This window comes from Escherichia albertii (genome assembly GCF_028622335.1).
Classification (GTDB): Bacteria; Pseudomonadota; Gammaproteobacteria; order Enterobacterales; family Enterobacteriaceae; genus Escherichia; species Escherichia albertii.
This window is the reverse complement of record NZ_CP117568.1, coordinates 2,372,799-2,393,318: the sequence shown is the minus strand read 5'-3', so window position 1 is coordinate 2,393,318 and position 20,520 is coordinate 2,372,799. Positions and strand designations below refer to the sequence as shown.

Here is a 20,520-nt window from a genome sequence, read left to right as displayed (position 1 = left end):
CTGATTACGTCAATTAAATGCATAAACGCTAAACTTGCGTGACTACACATTCTTGAGAAGTGGTCATTGTAAACGACGAATTTGTGGATTAAGGTCGCGGCAGCGGAGCAACATATCTTAGTTTATCAATATAATAAGGAGTTTAGGATGAAAGTCGCAGTCCTCGGCGCTGCTGGCGGTATTGGCCAGGCGCTTGCATTACTGTTAAAAACCCAACTGCCTTCAGGTTCAGAACTCTCCCTGTATGATATCGCTCCAGTGACTCCCGGTGTGGCTGTCGACCTGAGCCATATCCCTACTGCTGTGAAAATAAAAGGTTTTTCTGGTGAAGATGCTACTCCAGCGCTGGAAGGCGCAGATGTAGTACTGATTTCTGCGGGTGTAGCGCGTAAACCGGGTATGGATCGTTCCGACCTGTTTAACGTTAACGCCGGTATTGTAAAGAATCTGGTTCAGCAAGTTGCGAAAACTTGCCCGAAAGCGTGCATTGGCATTATCACTAACCCGGTTAACACCACTGTGGCTATCGCTGCGGAAGTGCTGAAAAAAGCCGGTGTTTATGACAAAAACAAGCTGTTTGGCGTTACTACGCTGGATATTATTCGTTCCAACACCTTTGTCGCGGAACTGAAAGGTAAACAACCGGGTGATGTAGAAGTGCCGGTTATTGGCGGTCACTCTGGCGTTACTATTCTACCGCTGCTGTCACAGGTTCCTGGCGTCAGTTTTACCGAGCAGGAAGTCGCAGATCTGACCAAACGTATCCAGAACGCGGGCACGGAAGTGGTTGAAGCAAAAGCCGGTGGCGGGTCTGCAACCCTGTCGATGGGTCAGGCCGCAGCCCGTTTTGGTCTGTCTCTGGTTCGCGCATTGCAGGGCGAAAAAGGCGTTGTTGAATGTGCTTATGTTGAAGGCGATGGTCAGTACGCACGTTTCTTCTCTCAGCCGCTGTTGCTGGGTAAAAATGGCGTGGAAGAACGTAAATCTATCGGCACCCTGAGCGCATTTGAACAGAACGCGCTGGAAGGTATGCTGGATACGCTGAAGAAAGATATCGCGTTGGGCGAAGAGTTCGTTAATAAGTAATGAATTAACGAATAACAAAAAACCGGAGCACAGACTCCGGTTTTTTTGCTTTTAACGCCGATATTAATTCGTCGCTGGATATTCCTGAATAGTAACCTGCAACGTTAACTGTTTATCGTCACGCATCACCACGACTGGAATCACTGAGCCAGGGCGAATTTCTGCAACCTGATCCATTGTCTCCAGAGCCGAGATGGCGGGTTTGTTATCCACCGAGATAATCAGATCATTAACCTGAATACCTGCATTTGCCGCCGGGCCATCAGGCGACACTTCGTTAACCACGATCCCTTGCAATTGATCCATGCCGCCATTCTGCGCATGTAATGGAGCGATCTCGCGCCCACCAATGCCAATGTAGCCACGGATCACTCGTCCATCACGGATCAGTTTATCCATAATTTTGGTCGCTAACTGGAAGGGGATGGCAAAACCGATCCCTTCCGGCGTTTCACCATCGTTACTCTTATCAAATGACAGCGTGTTAATACCCATCAGTTCGCCTAGCGAGTTAACCAGCGCACCGCCGGAGTTACCGTGGTTTATAGAGGCATCGGTTTGCAGAAAGTTTTGTCGCCCGGTCGGGTTCAGGCCGATTCGCCCGGTGGCACTGATAATCCCCTGGGTAATGGTCTGCCCGAGGTTGTACGGGTTACCGATCGCCAGCACCACATCGCCAATGTGCGGTACGCGGCGTGGATTGATTGGAATCGTTGGTAAGCCGCCAGTGGCGTTAATTTTCAACACTGCCAAATCGGTCAGAGAGTCCGAGCCAACCAGCAATGCTTCGAAAACCCGACCATCCTGCAAGGCGACAATGATCTGATCGGCGTCGTTGATAACGTGTTTATTGGTGATGATGTAACCGCGTTGATCCATGATTACGCCGGATCCCAATGTGCGGATCTCAAGCTGGTTGTGCGAAGTTGTGTTCAAACCGCGGTTGTAAACGTTAACCACCGCTGGCGCAGCGCGGCGAACCGCCAGATTATAACTGGCAGGCGTCTCATCGGTACTGTCGAATTGCGGTACGGAAAGCGGATTAATGTTGCGTAGCGAAGGCATCGCCACCAGCAAAATAGCGCCGACAATTAATCCGATCGCAATGGAACGTAAGAGCTTCACAAACATGATGGAGGCATCGTTAAAAAAGGGAACGGCAGCAGCATATCACGAGTCAACCGGACATCACACATTAGCCTGATGCCCGGTTTACGACATTAACGCATCAGCAGGTAGATGCTTTCATTGCCACGTATGATTTGCAAGGCGATTATGGCCGGTTTTGCCGCCAGTACTTTGCGCATTTCAGCAATTGAGTTAACTCGATCGCGGTTGACGCCAATGATTATATCGTCTTTTTGTAAACCTGCCTGAGCCGCAGGACTACCTTTGACGACTTCATCGATCTTAATTCCTTTTCCGCCATCTTTTAGCTGACCATCGCTCAGGGTCGCACCTTCCAGCGCTGGTGTGATCATCTCGGCGCTGGCCGACGAAGAAGTGCTGGTATCGAGCGTCACTTCCACTTCCAGCGGCTTGCCGTTACGCAGCAGGCCGAGTTTCACTTTCGTACCTGGTTCGGTAGTTGCGATGCGGGAGCGCAATTCAGCAAAACTGTTAAGTGGTTTGCCATTGAGGCTGGTAATAATATCGCCCGCTTTGATGCCCGCTTTCGCCGAGCCGGAACCCGGCAGCACTTCGCTGACAAACGCGCCACGCTGTACATCAAGGTTGAAGGCTTTGGCGATATCGGCACTCATCTCCGTGCCTTTGATGCCTAACAGACCGCGTTTGATCTCACCAAAGTCGATAAGTTGTTGCGCCAGAGTTCGCGCCATATTACTGGGGATGGCAAAACCAATCCCCACACTGCCGCCGCCGGGGGCAAGGATTGCGGTGTTGATGCCGATTAGTTCACCGTTAAGGTTTAATAGCGCACCACCGGAGTTACCGCGGTTAATGGAGGCATCAGTTTGAATAAAGTTTTCCAGGCCTTCGAGATTCAGCCCACTGCGACCTAATGCAGATATAATCCCGGAGGTGGCGGTTTGCCCGAGGCCAAACGGGTTACCGACTGCAACAGCAAAATCGCCAACGCGCAGTTTGTCAGAGTCAGCAATAGCGATTTGCGTTAATTTGCCTGGATTCTGGATTTGTAGCAGGGCGATATCGCTCTGGTCATCGCCGCCAATCAGCTTTGCATCGAACTCTCGCCCATCATTGAGCTGAATACTGATTTTCTGTGCCTGATTAATTACGTGATTATTGGTCAGCACATAACCTTTATTGGCATTGATGATGACGCCGGAGCCTAAACCTTCGAAAGGTTGTGCCGGTTGCTCCGGTAAATCATCACCGAAAAATTTTTTGAATTCTTCCGGGATTTTCTGATCCTGACTGGCTGTCCCCTCAACCCGAACGCTCACCACTGCGGGAAGCACTTTCTCCAGCATCGGGGCCAGGCTGGGCAGTGGAGGCTGGCCGGCAACCTGACCGGGAATCGACGCGACGGCCTGAAATGGCGCCGAGAGAGTTAACCCGACACTTAACGCTAACGCACTCAACAGCTGGGTTTGTTTTTTCATTATTCCTGCTCTCGTACCTGAATGATAAGAAAAGAGATTCAAAACAGTTTGATGTTATTGAATTTTCAGACGGCTAACAATGAGACGCCAAATTAAATGATAGTCGGGGAGGGAGATAAGAGGAGGGCGCAACGACTGCGCCCGAAAAATAAATTAGTCGCGCTTTGCACCGGTACGCAGCAGGCCGGATGCGCCTTCAGAATAGTCACGCGGCATTTGAACCGGCGCTTGATCGTTGCTGGCTTCGGACTCGGCCAGACGATTACGGAACGGGTTGGCTTCCGCAGACAGTTCTGGCAGCAGGCTGCTGGAGCTTTTCGCCATGTGTTGATACAACTGGCGATAGTCGTGCGCCATGGTATCCAGTAATTCCGCGCTGCGGGCAAAGTGGTTAACCAGCTCTTCGCGATACTCGTCCAGTTCAGCTTTATTCTTTTCCAGTTCGTACTGCAACGCCTGTTGCTGGCGTAGTTTACGATTACCAAAACGCATGGACACAGCACCAATAATGATGCCGACGACTAACCCAATTAGCGCATATTCCCAGGTCATGAACATCTCCCGTTGTCTTTTGTTTCCGTAGGGTGTTGGCTTCAGGCTCCATGCCTGCGGCTGATTATGCCACTATAACCGTTAATTCCACAGAAGTGGAATCCCGACAGCATATCGCGTAGTGTAGAACGGCCTTTTTTTCGTCAACCGTGAACAACGGCACACCGATTATTCAAGGAATAACAATAAGATCATGCAAAGCGCTACCCCAACATCGCAATATCTGAAGGCCCTCAATGAGGGCAGCCATCAACCCGATGACGTACAAAAAGAGGCCGTCAGTCGGCTGGAGATTATCTACCAGGAATTAATCAGCAGCACGCCGCCAGTTGCGAGGACGGGTGGATTAATGGCGCGAGTCGGTAAATTGTGGGGTAAACGCGAAGAGGTAAGCAGTACACCGGTGCGTGGCTTATATATGTGGGGCGGGGTGGGACGCGGGAAAACCTGGCTGATGGACCTTTTCTATCAAAGCCTGCCGGGTGAGCGGAAACAACGCCTGCATTTTCACCGTTTTATGTTACGCGTGCATGAAGAACTGACTGCATTACAGGGGCAGACCGACCCGCTGGAAATTATTGCCGATCGCTTTAAAGCAGAAACTGACGTGCTCTGTTTTGATGAGTTTTTCGTTTCTGATATTACCGACGCCATGCTACTGGGCGGCCTGATGAAAGCCCTGTTCGCTCGCGGAATAACGTTGGTCGCAACGTCAAATATTCCGCCGGATGAGCTTTATCGCAACGGCCTGCAACGCGCGCGTTTTTTGCCTGCAATCGATGCTATTAAACAGCATTGTGATGTCATGAACGTGGACGCCGGTGTTGATTATCGACTGCGTACACTCACTCAGGCGCATCTGTGGCTTTCTCCGCTCAATGATGAAACGCGCGAACAGATGGATAAACTGTGGCTGGCGCTGGCGGGGGCAAAGCGAGAAAAATCCCCATTGCTGGAAATCAATCACCGACCGCTGGCGACAATGGGCGTTGAGAATCAGACGCTGGCTGTGTCATTTGCTACGCTATGCGTCGACGCCCGTAGCCAACATGACTATATTGCGCTTTCACGCCTGTTTCACACCGTGATGTTGTTTGATGTACCGGTCATGACGTCGCTTATGGAAAGTGAAGCCCGGCGTTTTATTGCGTTGGTGGATGAGTTTTACGAACGCCACGTCAAGCTGGTGGTGAGCGCGGCAGTGCCTTTATATGAGATTTACAGAGGCGAGCGGTTAAAATTTGAGTTCCAGCGTTGCCTGTCGCGTTTACAAGAAATGCAAAGCGAAGAGTATTTGAAGCGCGAGCATTTGGCGGGGTAAAACCTGCCACAAATCACAAAAAGGGGTCGATCTTTGACCCTGACTTCTCTATAATCCTGCGACCCCACGTTACAAGAAAGTTTTTTTCCCAGAACTTTTTGTGTGCTGGCATAGGCTATTCGAAGGGGTAGGTTTGCCGGACTTTGTCGTGTGAACCTCAACAATTGAAGACGTTTGGGTGTTCACCAACGTGTAACTATTTATTGGGTAAGCTTTTAATGAAAACTTTTACAGCTAAACCAGAAACCGTAAAACGCGACTGGTATGTTGTTGACGCGACCGGTAAAACTCTGGGCCGTCTGGCTACTGAACTGGCTCGTCGCCTGCGCGGTAAGCACAAAGCGGAATACACTCCGCACGTAGATACCGGTGATTACATCATCGTTCTGAACGCTGACAAAGTTGCTGTAACTGGCAACAAGCGTACTGATAAAGTGTACTATCACCACACCGGCCACATCGGTGGTATCAAACAAGCGACCTTTGAAGAGATGATTGCCCGCCGTCCTGAGCGTGTGATTGAAATCGCGGTTAAAGGCATGCTGCCAAAAGGCCCACTGGGTCGTGCTATGTTCCGTAAACTGAAAGTTTACGCGGGTAACGAGCACAACCACGCGGCACAGCAACCGCAAGTTCTTGACATCTAATCGGGATTATAGGCAATGGCTGAAAATCAATACTACGGCACTGGTCGCCGCAAAAGTTCCGCAGCTCGCGTTTTCATCAAACCGGGCAACGGTAAAATCGTCATCAACCAACGTTCTCTGGAACAGTACTTCGGTCGTGAAACTGCCCGCATGGTAGTTCGTCAGCCGCTGGAACTGGTCGACATGGTTGAGAAACTGGACCTGTACATCACCGTTAAAGGTGGTGGTATCTCTGGTCAGGCTGGTGCGATCCGTCACGGTATCACCCGCGCTCTGATGGAATACGACGAGTCCCTGCGTTCTGAACTGCGTAAAGCTGGCTTCGTTACTCGTGACGCTCGTCAGGTTGAACGTAAGAAAGTCGGTCTGCGTAAAGCACGCCGTCGTCCGCAGTTCTCCAAACGTTAATTGCTTTCTGCTCTGGCAGAATACAATTTGCGAAAAAACCCGCTTCGGCGGGTTTTTTTATGGCTAAAACCTGAATCCACATCAAAACAGCAAACGCGCTTTTTGCTGCCGTCTGACAGGCAGGTAAAACAAAAACAACATCGTTGATAAGGGATTAAGTCAACTATTTCAGACTAAAGCGCATCTCTTTTTCCCCATTTCCGACATCGACTCACCACAAAGGTCGTAAAATCTGGTAAACTATCATCCAATTTTCTGCCCAAATGTCGGGTATTGCTCATTTTTTGTTTGATTTTCGAACAATGAGAGTAGTTCTACATTGGGTAACTCAACTTCTGACTGGCCACCCGGTGGCTGGTAGCAGTAAAAATTCTGACTATACCTGGAGGTTTTCATGGCTGTCGCTGCCAACAAACGTTCGGTAATGACGCTGTTTTCCGGTCCTACTGACATCTATAGCCATCAGGTCCGCATCGTGCTGGCTGAAAAGGGTGTAAGTTTCGAGATCGAACACGTGGAAAAGGACAATCCGCCTCAGGATCTGATTGACCTCAACCCGAATCAGAGCGTTCCGACCCTGGTGGATCGTGAGCTGACCCTGTGGGAATCTCGCATCATTATGGAATATCTGGATGAGCGTTTCCCGCATCCGCCGTTGATGCCTGTTTACCCGGTAGCTCGTGGTGAAAGCCGTCTGTATATGCACCGCATCGAAAAAGACTGGTACACGTTGATGAACACCATCATCAACGGTTCAGCCTCTGAAGCGGATGCCGCACGTAAGCAACTGCGCGAAGAACTGTTGGCCATTGCGCCAGTCTTCGGTCAGAAGCCGTACTTCCTGAGCGATGAGTTCAGCCTGGTCGATTGCTACCTTGCCCCGCTGCTGTGGCGTTTACCGCAACTGGGCATCGAGTTCAGCGGCCCGGGGGCGAAAGAGCTGAAAGGCTATATGACCCGTGTCTTTGAGCGCGACTCTTTCCTTGCTTCCTTAACTGAAGCAGAACGTGAAATGCGTCTGGGTCGGAGTTAATTTGCATGGATTTGTCACAGCTAACACCACGTCGTCCCTATCTGCTGCGTGCATTCTATGAGTGGTTGCTGGATAACCAGCTCACGCCGCATCTGGTGGTGGATGTGACGCTCCCTGGCGTGCAGGTTCCTATGGAATATGCGCGCGATGGGCAAATCGTACTCAACATTGCGCCGCGTGCGGTAGGGAATCTGGAACTGGCGAATGACGAAGTTCGTTTTAACGCGCGCTTTGGCGGTATTCCTCGTCAGGTTGCTGTGCCGCTGGCTGCCGTGTTGGCAATTTATGCCCGGGAAAATGGTGCAGGCACGATGTTTGAGCCTGAAGCCGCCTACGAAGAAGATGCCAGCATCATGAATGATGAAGGGGCATCAGCAGACAATGAAACCGTTATGTCGGTCATTGATGGTGACAAGCCAGATCACGATGATGACCATCATCCTGATGATGAACCGCCACCGCCGCCACGAGGTGGTCGTCCGGCATTACGCGTCGTGAAGTAAAATAAAAACAGGCCCATGCGGCCTGTTTTGCTATCTGTCATCTTTTCGCCTGATTTTGATACTGTGTTACGATAACTTCGTTATTATTCGCTAACGCATTTTCCAGAATGAGCCCTATGAACGCATTTGATCCGCAAGCAGAAGATTCTCCGGCTACTATCGGTCGCAACTTACGTCGTCGTCCGCTGGCGCGTAAAAAACTCTCCGAAATGGTGGAAGAAGAGCTGGAGCAGATGATCCGTCGTCGTGAGTTTGGCGAAGGGGAGCAACTGCCGTCTGAACGCGAACTCATGGCGTTCTTTAATGTCGGGCGTCCTTCGGTACGTGAAGCGCTGGCGGCGTTAAAGCGCAAAGGTCTGGTACAAATCAATAACGGTGAACGCGCTCGCGTCTCACGTCCTTCTGCGGATACCATCATTGGTGAGCTGTCCGGTATGGCGAAAGATTTCCTTTCTCATCCTGGCGGGATAGCCCATTTCGAACAGTTACGTCTGTTCTTTGAATCCAGCCTGGTGCGTTATGCGGCGGAACATGCCACCGATGAGCAAATTGATCGGTTGGCAAAGGCGCTGGAAATCAACAGTCAGTCGCTGGATAACAACACCGCGTTTATTCGTTCAGACGTTGATTTTCATCGTGTGCTGGCGGAAATCCCGGGTAATCCGATCTTTATGGCAATTCACGTTGCCCTGCTCGACTGGTTGATTGCCGCGCGTCCGACGGTGACCGATCAGGCACTGCACGAGCATAACAACGTTAGCTATCAACAGCATATTGCGATCGTTGACGCGATCCGCCGTCACGATCCCGATGAAGCCGATCGCGCGTTGCAATCGCATCTCAACAGCGTTTCTGCCACCTGGCACGCCTTCGGCCAGGCGACCAACAAAAAGAAATAATGCCACTTTAGTGAAGCAGATCGCATTATAAGCTTTCTGTATGGAGTGTTGCTAATTTAATCTGGTATAACAGGTATAAAGGTATATCGTTTTATCAGACAAGCATCACTTCAGAGGTATTTATGGCAACGAATTTACGTGGCGTAATGGCCGCACTCCTGACTCCTTTTGACCAACAACAGGCACTGGATAAAGCGAGTCTGCGTCGCCTGGTTCAGTTCAATATTCAGCAGGGCATCGACGGTTTATATGTGGGTGGTTCGACCGGCGAAGCCTTTGTACAAAGTCTTTCCGAGCGTGAACAGGTACTGGAAATCGTCGCCGAAGAGGCGAAAGGCAAGATTAAACTCATTGCCCACGTAGGTTGCGTCAGCACCGCCGAAAGCCAACAGCTTGCGGCATCTGCCAAACGTTATGGTTTCGATGCCGTCTCCGCCGTCACGCCGTTCTACTATCCTTTCAGCTTCGAAGAACACTGCGATCACTATCGGGCAATTATTGATTCGGCGGATGGTTTGCCGATGGTGGTGTACAACATTCCTGCTCTGAGCGGGGTAAAACTGACTCTGGATCAGATCAACACACTGGTTACGCTGCCAGGTGTCGGTGCCCTGAAACAGACTTCTGGCGATCTCTATCAAATGGAACAGATCCGTCGCGAACATCCAGATCTGGTGCTCTATAACGGTTACGACGAAATCTTCGCCTCTGGTCTGCTGGCGGGCGCTGATGGTGGTATCGGCAGTACCTACAACATCATGGGCTGGCGTTATCAGGGTATCGTGAAGGCGCTGAAAGAAGGCGATATCCAGACCGCGCAGAAGCTGCAAACCGAATGTAATAAAGTCATTGATTTATTGATTAAAACTGGCGTATTCCGCGGCTTGAAAACCGTTCTGCATTATATGGATGTGGTGTCTGTGCCGTTGTGCCGCAAACCGTTTGGTCCGGTAGATGAAAAATATCTGCCAGAACTGAAAGCGCTGGCTCAGCAGTTGATGCAAGAGCGCGGGTGAGTTCTTTTCCCTCACCCGCCCCCTACCGGGTGAGGGGAAAGAAACGCATCTGTACCCTACAACGTTCATACCAAAGCGTGTGGGCATTGCCCACAGCGGGAGACTCACAATGAGTACAACGACCCAAAATATCCCGTGGTATCGCCATCTCAACCGTGCACAATGGCGCGCATTTTCTGCCGCCTGGTTGGGATATCTGCTTGATGGTTTTGATTTTGTTTTAATCGCTCTTGTACTGACTGAAGTACAAAGCGAATTTGGACTGACGACGGTGCAGGCGGCAAGCCTGATCTCTGCCGCTTTCATCTCTCGTTGGTTCGGCGGCCTGATGCTCGGTGCCATGGGCGACCGCTACGGACGTCGACTGGCAATGGTCACCAGTATTGTTCTCTTCTCTGCTGGTACTCTGGCTTGTGGCTTCGCGCCCGGCTACATCACCATGTTTATCGCACGTCTGGTCATCGGCATGGGAATGGCTGGCGAATACGGTTCCAGCGCCACCTATGTTATTGAAAGTTGGCCAAAACACCTGCGTAACAAAGCCAGTGGTTTTCTGATCTCCGGCTTCTCTGTGGGGGCCGTCGTTGCTGCTCAAGTCTACAGCCTGGTCGTTCCGGTCTGGGGCTGGCGCGCACTGTTCTTTATCGGCATCTTACCGATCATCTTCGCCCTCTGGCTGCGGAAAAACATCCCGGAAGCGGAAGACTGGAAAGAAAAACACGCAGGCAAAGCACCAGTACGTACCATGGTGGACATTCTCTACCGTGGTGAACATCGTATCGCCAATATTGTAATGACGCTGGCAGCGGCGACTGCGCTGTGGTTCTGCTTCGCCGGTAACCTGCAAAATGCCGCAATCGTGGCGGTTCTCGGGTTGTTATGTGCCGCTATCTTTATCAGTTTTATGGTTCAGAGTACGGGTAAACGCTGGCCGACAGGCGTAATGCTGATGGTCGTTGTACTGTTTGCGTTTCTTTACTCATGGCCGATTCAGGCGCTGCTGCCAACATATCTGAAAACCGATTTGGCTTATGACCCGCATACCGTCGCCAATGTGCTGTTTTTTAGCGGCTTTGGTGCGGCGGTGGGTTGCTGTGTCGGTGGTTTCCTCGGTGACTGGTTGGGAACGCGCAAAGCCTATGTTTGCAGTCTGCTGGCTTCGCAACTGCTGATTATTCCGGTATTTGCGATTGGCGGAGCAAACGTCTGGGTGCTTGGTTTGCTACTGTTCTTCCAGCAAATGCTTGGACAAGGGATCGCCGGGATCTTGCCGAAACTGATCGGCGGCTATTTCGATACTGACCAACGTGCGGCGGGGCTGGGCTTTACCTACAACGTTGGCGCATTGGGCGGCGCACTGGCCCCAATCATCGGCGCATTGATCGCTCAACGTCTGGATTTGGGTACTGCGCTGGCATCGCTCTCGTTCAGTCTGACATTTGTGGTGATCCTGTTGATTGGCCTGGATATGCCATCCCGTGTTCAGCGTTGGTTGCGCCCGGAAGCATTGCGAACTCATGATGCTATCGACGGCAAACCCTTTAGCGGTGCCGTGCCGTTTGGCAGCGCCAAAAACGATTTAGTCAAAACCAAAAGTTAATCCTGTCGCCCGGTCCTGGACCGGGCCTTTTGCTAAGGGAAGATATATGTCGTTACTTGCACAACTGGATCAAAAAATCGCGGCTAACGGTGGCCTGATTGTCTCCTGTCAGCCGGTGCCGGACAGCCCGCTCGACAAACCTGAAATTGTCGCCGCCATGGCATTAGCGGCAGAGCAGGCGGGGGCGGTTGCCATTCGCATCGAAGGTGTGGCAAATCTGAAGGCCACACGTGCGGTAGTGAGTGTGCCGATTATCGGGATTGTGAAACGCGATCTGGAAGATTCTCCGGTACGCATCACCGCTTATATTGAAGATGTCGATGCGTTGGCGCAGGCGGGCGCGGATATTATCGCCATTGACGGTACCGAACGCCCGCGTCCGGTGCCTGTTGAAACGCTGCTGGCGCGTATTCATCATCATGGTTTGTTGGCAATGACGGACTGTTCAACGCGAGAAGATGGTCTGGCATGTCAAACACTGGGCGCAGAAATTATCGGCACCACGCTTTCTGGCTATACCACGGCAGAAACGCCGGAAGAGCCGGATCTGGCGCTGGTGAAAACGTTGAGCGACGCCGGATGTCGGGTGATTGCTGAAGGGCGTTACAACACGCCAGCCCAGGCAGCAGACGCAATGCGCCACGGCGCATGGGCGGTGACGGTTGGTTCTGCAATCACGCGCCTTGAACACATTTGTCAGTGGTACAACACAGCGATGAAAAAGGCGGTGCTATGACCACACTGGCGATTGATATCGGCGGTACTAAACTTGCCGCCGCGCTGATTGGCGCTGACGGGCAGATCCGCGATCGCCAAGAGCTACCGACACCTGCAAGCCAGACTCCTGAAGCACTGCGTGAATCCTTAGCTGAGTTAGTTGCTCCGCTACAGACTCAGGCACAGCAGGTCGCTATCGCTTCAACCGGGATTATCCGCGACGGCAGCCTGCTGGCGCTGAATCCATGTAATCTCGGTGGATTGCTTCACTTTCCGTTAGTTAAAACGCTGGAACAACTTACCAATTTGCCGACCATTGCGATAAACGACGCGCAGGCTGCGGCATGGGCAGAGTATCAGGCGCTGGAAGGCGATATAACCGATATGGTGTTTATCACTGTTTCTACTGGTGTTGGCGGCGGTGTGGTCAGCGGCGGCAAACTGCTGATCGGCCCTGGTGGTCTGGCGGGTCATATCGGGCATACGCTGGCCGATCCACACGGCCCAGTCTGTGGCTGTGGGCGTACTGGTTGCGTGGAAGCGATTGCTTCTGGTCGCGGCATTGCGGCGGCGGCGCAAGGTGAACTCATGGGCGCGGATGCGAAAACCATTTTCACGCGCGCCGGGCAGGGCGACGAACAAGCGCTGCAACTGATTCACCGTTCTGCACGCGTGTTGGCAAGATTGATTGCCGATATCAAAGCCACAACGGATTGCCAGTGTGTGGTGGTTGGCGGCAGCGTTGGTTTGGCGGAAGGATACCTGGCGCTGGTGGAAACGTATCTCGCTCAGGAGCCAGCAGCATTTTGCGTTGATTTACTGGCGGCGCACTATCGCCATGATGCAGGTTTACTTGGGGCTGCGTTGTTGGCCCAGGGGGAAAAATTATGATGATGGGTGAAGTACAGTCATTACCGACTTCTGGATTGCCTCCGGCGCTACTGGACGCGTTAACGCTGGCATTAGCCGCCAGTCCGCAAGAAAAAACACCGGGCCGTTACGAATTACAGGGCGACAATATCTTTATGAATGTTATGACGTTTAATACTCAATCGCCCGTTGAGAAAAAAGCCGAATTGCACCAGCAGTACATTGATATTCAGTTGTTGTTAAACGGCGAGGAACGGATTCTGTTTGGCATGGCAGGTACTGCGCGCCACTGTGAAGAGTTCCATCATGAGGATGATTACCAGCTTTGCAGCACCATTGAGAACGAGCAAGCCATCATCCTGAAACCGGGAATGTTTGCCGTATTTATGCCAGGAGAACCGCATAAACCGGGATGTGTTGTTGGCGAGCCGGGTGAGATTAAAAAGGTGGTGGTGAAGGTTAAGTCTGAGTTAATGGCTTAAAACTTAGTTCAATTTAAAGATTCTGCAGACAGTGTCTGCCAATTCTCCTGTTGTTTGAATTCACCAGACACTGTCTGGTGAATTTCAATGTATTGAAAATAAAGATAAAAAACTCTCATCTGACGTAGGTTTTGTTTAGAAAAACCACGTTTATACCGTCGACTTAAATCCTGCGATAACCGATCAATCAGCTGTGCACCATAAGCCGCTTTTGCCTCGCCGCCTTGTTCAAATTCGACAATCCGTCGGCCAATTTCCCAGTACGTCGCGGTCATTAACGCGTTAACACTACGTACCGTTTCCGTCCGGGCGCTATCGACCAGATGAATAATGTCGTCGTGGATTTGCTGGTAGCCTGCTGTGGTTCCTTCTGAGAGCGATTCCATTATCTGTCCCTTCATATGGCGCAGTGTTGAATAATGGAATCAGCTATACGCCGGGCATCTGCCGGTAACAATCCAGATGTGCGTATTACATTGGTTTTCTTCAGATTATGCGAGGCGCTTTCCAGAACGAAAGGAGAATTTCAGCGCCGACTCTTTTCTGAGGAGGCGGCGCTGGAGCAGGGATTAAACTTCCAGCCAGTTCATAATGCCATCTGCCGCTTTACGACCTTCGGCAATAGCGGTCACCACCAGATCGGAACCACGGACGATATCGCCGCCAGCAAAGATTTTCGGGTTACTGGTCTGGAAGGCGTTATCGCTGCCTGCTGGAGCGATAATACGCCCTTGCGAATCCAGCTCAACGCTGTGTTTTGCCAGCCATTCCATGCTGTGTGGACGAAAACCAAACGCCATGATCACCGCATCTGCCGGAATGATATGTTCTGACCCTGCAACAATCTCCGCGCGGCGACGGCCTTTGGCATCGGGTTCGCCCATTTCGGTGCGCACCATTTTCACGCCGCTGACTTTACCGTTGCCATTCACTTCGATACCCAGCGGCTGGAGGTTGAATTTGAACTCAACACCTTCTTCCCGCGCGTTTTTTACTTCGCGGCGGGAACCCGGCATGTTCTCTTCATCACGACGATAGGCACAGGTAACGTGCTTCGCACCCTGGCGTACAGACGTGCGCACGCAGTCCATCGCGGTATCGCCGCCGCCAAGAACCACTACGCGTTTGCCTTCCATGCTGACGAACGGTTCTTCGCGGGTTTCACCAAAGCCCATTAACTGTTTGGTGTTGGCGATGAGGAATGGCAGCGCCGCGTACACGCCATCGGCGTCTTCGTTTTCCAGCCCGCCGCGCATTGACTGATAAGTTCCGACGCCAAGGAATACGGCATCGTAATCACTCAGCAGATCGTCCAGTTGTACGTCGCGGCCCACTTCGGTATTGAGTTTGAATTCAATACCCATGCCAGTGAAGATTTCACGGCGGCGCGTCATTACCTCTTTTTCAAGCTTGAAGGCCGGAATACCGAAGGTCAGCAATCCGCCAATTTCCGGGTGACGGTCGAAGACGACCGCTTTCACGCCGTTGCGCGTCAGGACATCCGCACACGCCAGACCTGCCGGACCAGCGCCGATAATCGCCACTTTTTTACCGGTCTGTTTCACGCCGGACATATCGGGACGCCAGCCCATTTCGAACGCTTTATCATTGATATAGCGCTCAATGTTGCCGATGGTTACTGCGCCAAACTCATCGTTCAGGGTGCAGGAACCTTCGCACAGACGATCCTGCGGGCAGACACGTCCGCATACTTCTGGCAGAGTGTTGGTCTGGTGCGACAGTTCTGCCGCTTCAAAAATACGTCCCTCGTTGGCGAGTTTCAGCCAGTTCGGGATGTAGTTGTGTACCGGGCATTTCCACTCGCAGTATGGGTTACCGCACGACAGGCAGCGGTCAGCCTGCGCTTTGGCCTGGCCTTCGGAAAACGGCTCGTAAATTTCCACAAACTCAATTTTGCGGATCTTCAGCGGTTTCTTTGGCGGATCAACGCGCTGCAGGTCGATAAATTGATAAACATTCTGACTCATTGTTGCTACCCCTTACTGCGCCTGCACGCGCAACTCTGCTGCGCTACGACTACGGTGACCCAGCAGTGCTTTTACATCACTGGACTTCGGTTTAACCAGCGCGAATTTAGTGGCAAAGGTTGACCAGTTCGCCAGAATTTCTTCACCACGCTGGGAACCGGTATGCTGCACATGCTCGGTGATAAGACCACGCAGATGCTCTTCATGGATCGCCAAATCGTCAACGCTTAATACTTCGACCAGTTCCGGGTTAACGCGTTTGCGGAAATCACCGCTTTCGTCGAGAACGTAAGCGAAGCCGCCGGTCATGCCCGCGCCGAAGTTCACGCCGGTTTTACCCAGAATACAGACGATACCGCCCGTCATATATTCACAACCGTTGTCGCCAATACCTTCTACCACGGTAATTGCGCCAGAGTTACGCACGCCGAAACGTTCACCCGCGCGGCCTGCGGCATACAGACGGCCACCAGTGGCGCCATACAGGCAGGTGTTGCCGATAATGCTCGCTTCATGGCTGCGGAAGGCTGAGCCAACCGGAGGACGAATGGCGATTAAGCCGCCCGCCATGCCTTTACCGACATAGTCGTTAGCATCTCCCGTCAGATACAGCTCCACGCCGCCGGCGTTCCACACACCGAAGCTCTGGCCCGCGGTGCCGTTGAAGTATGCTTTGATCGGATCGGCCGCCAGCCCCTGATCGCCGTGCGTCTGGGCGATATAGCCTGAAAGCGACGCGCCGACAGAACGATCAGTGTTGCGAATATCGAACCAGAAGGTTTTGCTCTGGCGCTCATCGACAAAGAGTTTCGCCTGTTGCAGTAACTGCGCGTTTAGCAGGCCATTATCAAACGGCGGGTTGTTTTCGGTGCAGTAGAGCGCTTTGCCTGGATGTGGCTCGGCAGTCTCCAGCAGCTTCGACAGTGTCAGTTTCTGTTGTTTGGCAGTGAAACCGTCCAGCTCTTTCAGCAGGTCGGTGCGACCAATCAGATCCACCAGACGCGTTACCCCCAACTGTGCCATCAGCTCGCGGGTTTCACGGGCGATAAATTCAAAGTAGTTGGTCACTTTGAACGGCAGGCCGTGATAGTGGTTCTTACGCAGTTTGTCATCCTGAGTTGCTACGCCAGTCGCGCAGTTGTTCAGGTGGCAAATACGCAGATATTTACAGCCGAGCGCCACCATTGGGCCAGTGCCGAAGCCGAAACTTTCCGCGCCGAGAATGGCTGCTTTGATGATATCAACGCCAGTTTTCAGACCGCCATCGACCTGCAAACGGATCTTGTGACGCAAACCATTAGCGACCAGCGCTTGCTGCGTTTCAACAAGCCCCAGTTCCCACGGGCAACCTGCGTATTTCACCGATGAAAGCGGACTTGCGCCAGTGCCGCCGTCATAGCCTGCGATGGTAATTAAGTCCGCGTAGGCTTTCGCCACACCGGTAGCGATAGTGCCGACGCCCGGTTCGGACACTAACTTCACGGAGATCATCGCTTTCGGGTTGACCTGTTTGAGGTCGAAAATGAGCTGCGCTAAGTCCTCGATAGAATAAATATCGTGATGCGGCGGCGGTGAAATTAGCGTGACGCCGGGTACGGAATAGCGCAGTTTGGCAATGTAAGGAGTGACTTTATCACCCGGCAACTGACCGCCTTCGCCCGGCTTCGCGCCCTGGGCGACTTTAATTTGAATGACGTCGGCATTGACCAGATATGCCGGAGTAACGCCGAAGCGACCGGACGCCACCTGTTTAATGCGCGAGACTTTGTTGGTGCCATAGCGCGCAGGGTCTTCACCACCTTCGCCGGAGTTAGAGTTGCCGCCGAGGCTGTTCATCGCTTCCGCCAGCGCCTCGTGGGCCTCCGGGCTTAACGCGCCGATAGACATCGCGGCGGTATCGAAGCGTTTAAACAGTTCGCTTGCCGGTTCAACATCAGCAATGTTGACCGCGTTTTCACCCGGCGTAATTGCCAGCAGATCGCGCAGCGTGGTTGCCGGACGCTCATTAACCAGCTTCGCGTATTCCTGATAGTCGCTATACTCGCCGCTCTGTACCGCCTGTTGCAGCGTGCGTACGACGTCCGGGTTGTAGGCGTGGTATTCGCCACCGTGCACGTATTTCAGCAGGCCGCCCTGGCTGATGGGCTTACGCGCCAGCCAGGCTCGTTTCGACAGATTCAGCAGATCCTGCTGGAAGTCTTCAAAGTTCGCGCCGCCAATACGGCTGACTGCCCCCTGGAAGCACAGGCCCACTACATCATCGTGCAGACCGACCGCTTCGAACAGTTTCGAGCAGCGGTAAGAGGCGATGGTGGAGATGCCCATTTTGGACATGATTTTGTACAAGCCTTTGTTGATGCCGTTACGATAGTTGAGCATCACGGTACGATAATCTTTGGCAATCGCGTGGGTGTCTACCAGGCGGCCCAGCGTTTCATAGGCAAGGTATGGATAAATAGCCGTCGCGCCGAAACCCAGCAACACGGCGAAGTGGTGCGGATCACGGGCGCTGGCGGTTTCTACGATGATGTTGGCATCGCAACGCAGGCTTTGCTCGACCAGACGGGTCTGGATCGCGCCAACCGCCATCGGAGCCGGAACCGGCAGGCGATCTTTAGCGATATTCCGGTCGGAGAGCACCAGCAGCACGGTGCCGCTACGTACCATTTTTTCGGCTTTGTCGCACAGTTCTTTCACCGTCGCTTCGAGCGTGGTTTTAGTGACGTCAAAGGTGATATCCAGCGTATCTGCGCGGTAGTGATCCTCTTTCATCGTCGTGAGCTGTTTGAAATCGGAATAGAGCAGAATCGGCGATTTAAAGCTTAAACGGTGCGCCTGGCCTTCTGCTTCGCAGAAGACGTTCATTTCGCGGCCAATGCTGGTGGCGAGCGACATAACATGCGCTTCACGCAGCGGGTCGATTGGCGGGTTAGTCACCTGGGCAAACTGCTGGCGGAAGTAGTCGTAAATAATGCGCGGCTGACTGGAGAGCACGGCGAATGGGGTGTCGTCGCCCATCGACCCAACGGCTTCCTGGCCGTTTTCGCCCAGCACGCGGATCACGGAATCCAGCTCTTCCGCGCTGTAGTTAAACTGTTTCTGGTAGCTGGCAAGCGTGTCGTCGTCCAGTTCGCGGCTACCGACTTCTTCATCGGGCAGATCTTCAAACGGTACCAGGCGGCGGACGTTTTTCTCCATCCACTCTTTATAAGGATGGCGGCTTTTCAGGTCGTCATCGGTTTCTGCCGAGTGCAGAATGCGCCCGCTGCGGGTGTCGATCACCATCAGTTCGCCTGGGCCCACGCGGCCTTTTTCCACCACTTCGTCGGGCTGGTAATCCCAGATACCCACTTCAGAGGCACAGGTGATGAGCTTATCTTTGGTGATGACGTAGCGCGCCGGACGCAGACCGTTACGGTCGAGGTTACAGGCGGCAAAACGACCGTCAGACATCACGATGCCCGCCGGACCATCCCACGGCTCCATATGCATGGAGTTAAAGTCGAAGAACGCGCGCAGTTCCGGGTCCATATCCGGGTTGTTCTGCCAGGCGGGCGGCACTAACAGACGCATGGCGCGGATGATATCCATCCCGCCTGCCAGCAGCAGTTCCAGCATGTTATCCATCGAGCTGGAGTCAGACCCCGTTTCGTTGACGAACGGCGCGGCATCGTGCAGGTCAGGGATTAGCGGCGTCTGGAATTTATAGGTACGGGCGCGTGCCCACTGACGGTTGCCGGTGATGGTGTTGATTTCACCGTTATGTGCCAGGTAGCGGAATGGCTGCGCCAGTGGCCAGCGTGGCACGGTGTTGGTGGAGAAGCGCTGATGGAACAGGCAGATGGCCGATTCCAGACGCAGGTCCGCAAGATCCAGATAAAAGCGCGGCAAATCCGCCGGCATACACAGACCTTTATAGATATTCACCAGATTCGACAGGCTACAGACGTAGAAGTCTTTGTCGCTTTCGAGACGCTTTTCAATGCGGCGACGGGCGATAAACAGACGGCGCTCCATATCACGCGGACGCCAGCCTGCCGGAGCGTTAACGAAAATTTGCTCAATACGCGGCAGAGAGGAGAGGGCGATTTCACCCAGCACGCCTTCGTTAGTGGGGACATCACGCCAGCCTACAATCGACAAGGTTTCGCGTTGTAATTCTTCTTCCACGATGCGACGTGCGGCAGCGGCGAGTTCAGGATCTTTATTCAGGAAAATCATCCCGACGGCGTAGTTTTTAGCTAAACGCCAGCCGCGTTCCTGCGCAACGATGCGAAAAAAGCGATCCGGTTTTTGTAATAACAAGCCGCAACCGTCTCCGGTTTTACCATCGGCGAGAATCGCTCCACGGTGCTGCATGCGGGCCAGTGCGTGTATGGCGGTACGCACTACCTTGTGGCTAGGTTCGCCTTCTATGTGGGCGATCAGGCCGAAACCACAGTTATCCCTCTCAAGGGATTTATCGTACAACATATCGTGAACCTCCCCCAGGCTCTGCGGGAACCCCACTTCCGAACCGCTGCGCACGGGCACAGAAAGAGCATGGCGACGGGGGTTACGTTTCATACGTTTACCTCGCATTCGCCCCTTTTTTATCCTTTCGCATCGGTTAATACGGTGAAGAGGGGATCTCAATTACTGCATAAATATGATGAGCAGGTCGCTCATCCAGAAAGCTTCCAGCGGATTTCCAACTTATCGGGAAAGCAGACACAGGTCAAATGGCAAGCGCATTGATACGGAAATGTGCTTTAGCGCAAAAATCTTTGTTAATTTATTGAAATTTAATCAAAAAATTATTTTGGCTTAA

Annotated in this window: 17 protein-coding genes and 1 pseudogene; 12 read left to right on the top strand and 6 right to left on the bottom strand. The window is 52.7% G+C overall.

Annotation, left to right across the window (positions count from 1 at the left end; genetic code table 11):
• The first annotated feature begins 147 nt into the window (after positions 1-147).
• A complete protein-coding gene (gene mdh, locus PS053_RS11595; RefSeq protein ID WP_001517183.1) occupies positions 148-1,086 on the top strand; it encodes a malate dehydrogenase in 939 nt (312 codons plus the stop codon).
• 63 nt (positions 1,087-1,149) lie between these two features.
• Here the strand turns inward: mdh and degS are convergent, their stop codons facing one another.
• The 3 genes from degS to zapG form a co-directional block, all read right to left on the bottom strand.
• The gene (degS, locus tag PS053_RS11590; RefSeq protein ID WP_000497700.1) at positions 1,150-2,217 is read right to left on the bottom strand and encodes an outer membrane-stress sensor serine endopeptidase DegS; all 1,068 of its coding nucleotides are present in this window, start codon (positions 2,215-2,217) and stop codon (positions 1,150-1,152) included.
• Between the two features lie 89 nt (positions 2,218-2,306).
• Positions 2,307-3,674, bottom strand: a complete 1,368-nt coding sequence (gene degQ, locus PS053_RS11585; protein ID WP_010323300.1) for a serine endoprotease DegQ — start codon at positions 3,672-3,674, stop codon at positions 2,307-2,309.
• A gap of 153 nt (positions 3,675-3,827) precedes the next feature.
• Positions 3,828-4,226: a Z-ring associated protein ZapG gene (gene zapG, locus PS053_RS11580; protein ID WP_002460946.1), complete on the bottom strand. Its 399-nt coding sequence runs from the start codon at positions 4,224-4,226 to the stop codon at positions 3,828-3,830.
• Positions 4,227-4,419: 193 nt separating this feature from the next.
• Between zapG and zapE the strand changes: the two genes are divergently transcribed.
• From zapE to nanQ, 11 genes are all read left to right on the top strand, one after another.
• Entirely contained in the window at positions 4,420-5,547 is a 1,128-nt protein-coding gene (zapE, locus tag PS053_RS11575) for a cell division protein ZapE (RefSeq protein ID WP_001190235.1), read from the top strand.
• 218 nt (positions 5,548-5,765) lie between these two features.
• Complete coding sequence (rplM, locus tag PS053_RS11570; RefSeq protein WP_000847559.1) at positions 5,766-6,194, top strand: 50S ribosomal protein L13; 429 nt, start codon at positions 5,766-5,768, stop codon at positions 6,192-6,194.
• 15 nt (positions 6,195-6,209) lie between these two features.
• Complete coding sequence (gene rpsI / locus PS053_RS11565; RefSeq protein WP_000829818.1) at positions 6,210-6,602, top strand: 30S ribosomal protein S9; 393 nt, start codon at positions 6,210-6,212, stop codon at positions 6,600-6,602.
• Positions 6,603-6,996: 394 nt separating this feature from the next.
• Complete coding sequence (sspA, locus tag PS053_RS11560) at positions 6,997-7,635, top strand: stringent starvation protein SspA (protein WP_000257293.1); 639 nt, start codon at positions 6,997-6,999, stop codon at positions 7,633-7,635.
• A 5-nt stretch (positions 7,636-7,640) separates the two neighbouring features.
• Positions 7,641-8,138, top strand: a complete 498-nt coding sequence (sspB, locus tag PS053_RS11555) for a ClpXP protease specificity-enhancing factor (RefSeq protein ID WP_000366122.1) — start codon at positions 7,641-7,643, stop codon at positions 8,136-8,138.
• Between the two features lie 107 nt (positions 8,139-8,245).
• A complete protein-coding gene (nanR, locus tag PS053_RS11550) occupies positions 8,246-9,037 on the top strand; it encodes a transcriptional regulator NanR (RefSeq protein WP_000074794.1) in 792 nt (263 codons plus the stop codon).
• A 122-nt stretch (positions 9,038-9,159) separates the two neighbouring features.
• The gene (gene nanA, locus PS053_RS11545) at positions 9,160-10,053 is read left to right on the top strand and encodes an N-acetylneuraminate lyase (RefSeq protein WP_000224714.1); all 894 of its coding nucleotides are present in this window, start codon (positions 9,160-9,162) and stop codon (positions 10,051-10,053) included.
• A gap of 109 nt (positions 10,054-10,162) precedes the next feature.
• Positions 10,163-11,653, top strand: a complete 1,491-nt coding sequence (gene nanT, locus PS053_RS11540; protein WP_000108488.1) for a sialic acid transporter NanT — start codon at positions 10,163-10,165, stop codon at positions 11,651-11,653.
• A gap of 46 nt (positions 11,654-11,699) precedes the next feature.
• Positions 11,700-12,389 (top strand): N-acetylmannosamine-6-phosphate 2-epimerase, encoded by a 690-nt coding sequence (locus tag PS053_RS11535; RefSeq protein ID WP_000054236.1) that lies wholly within the window; start codon positions 11,700-11,702, stop codon positions 12,387-12,389.
• A complete protein-coding gene (gene nanK / locus PS053_RS11530) occupies positions 12,386-13,261 on the top strand; it encodes an N-acetylmannosamine kinase (RefSeq protein ID WP_149450054.1) in 876 nt (291 codons plus the stop codon). Before PS053_RS11535 ends, nanK begins: the two co-directional genes overlap by 4 nt.
• Positions 13,258-13,722, top strand: coding sequence for an N-acetylneuraminate anomerase (gene nanQ / locus PS053_RS11525; protein WP_256878797.1), 465 nt, complete (start codon positions 13,258-13,260; stop codon positions 13,720-13,722). Before nanK ends, nanQ begins: the two co-directional genes overlap by 4 nt.
• 17 nt (positions 13,723-13,739) lie before the next feature.
• Here nanQ and PS053_RS11520 read toward each other — a convergent pair.
• From PS053_RS11520 to gltB, 3 genes and pseudogenes are all read right to left on the bottom strand, one after another.
• Positions 13,740-14,108 (bottom strand): annotated as a pseudogene (locus tag PS053_RS11520) (DUF1016 N-terminal domain-containing protein); the annotation flags it as partial.
• Between the two features lie 183 nt (positions 14,109-14,291).
• Positions 14,292-15,710 (bottom strand): glutamate synthase subunit GltD, encoded by a 1,419-nt coding sequence (gene gltD, locus PS053_RS11515; protein WP_059235471.1) that lies wholly within the window; start codon positions 15,708-15,710, stop codon positions 14,292-14,294.
• Positions 15,711-15,722: 12 nt separating this feature from the next.
• Entirely contained in the window at positions 15,723-20,183 is a 4,461-nt protein-coding gene (gltB, locus tag PS053_RS11510; RefSeq protein WP_256878891.1) for a glutamate synthase large subunit, read from the bottom strand.
• Between the last annotated feature and the right edge of the window lie 337 nt (positions 20,184-20,520).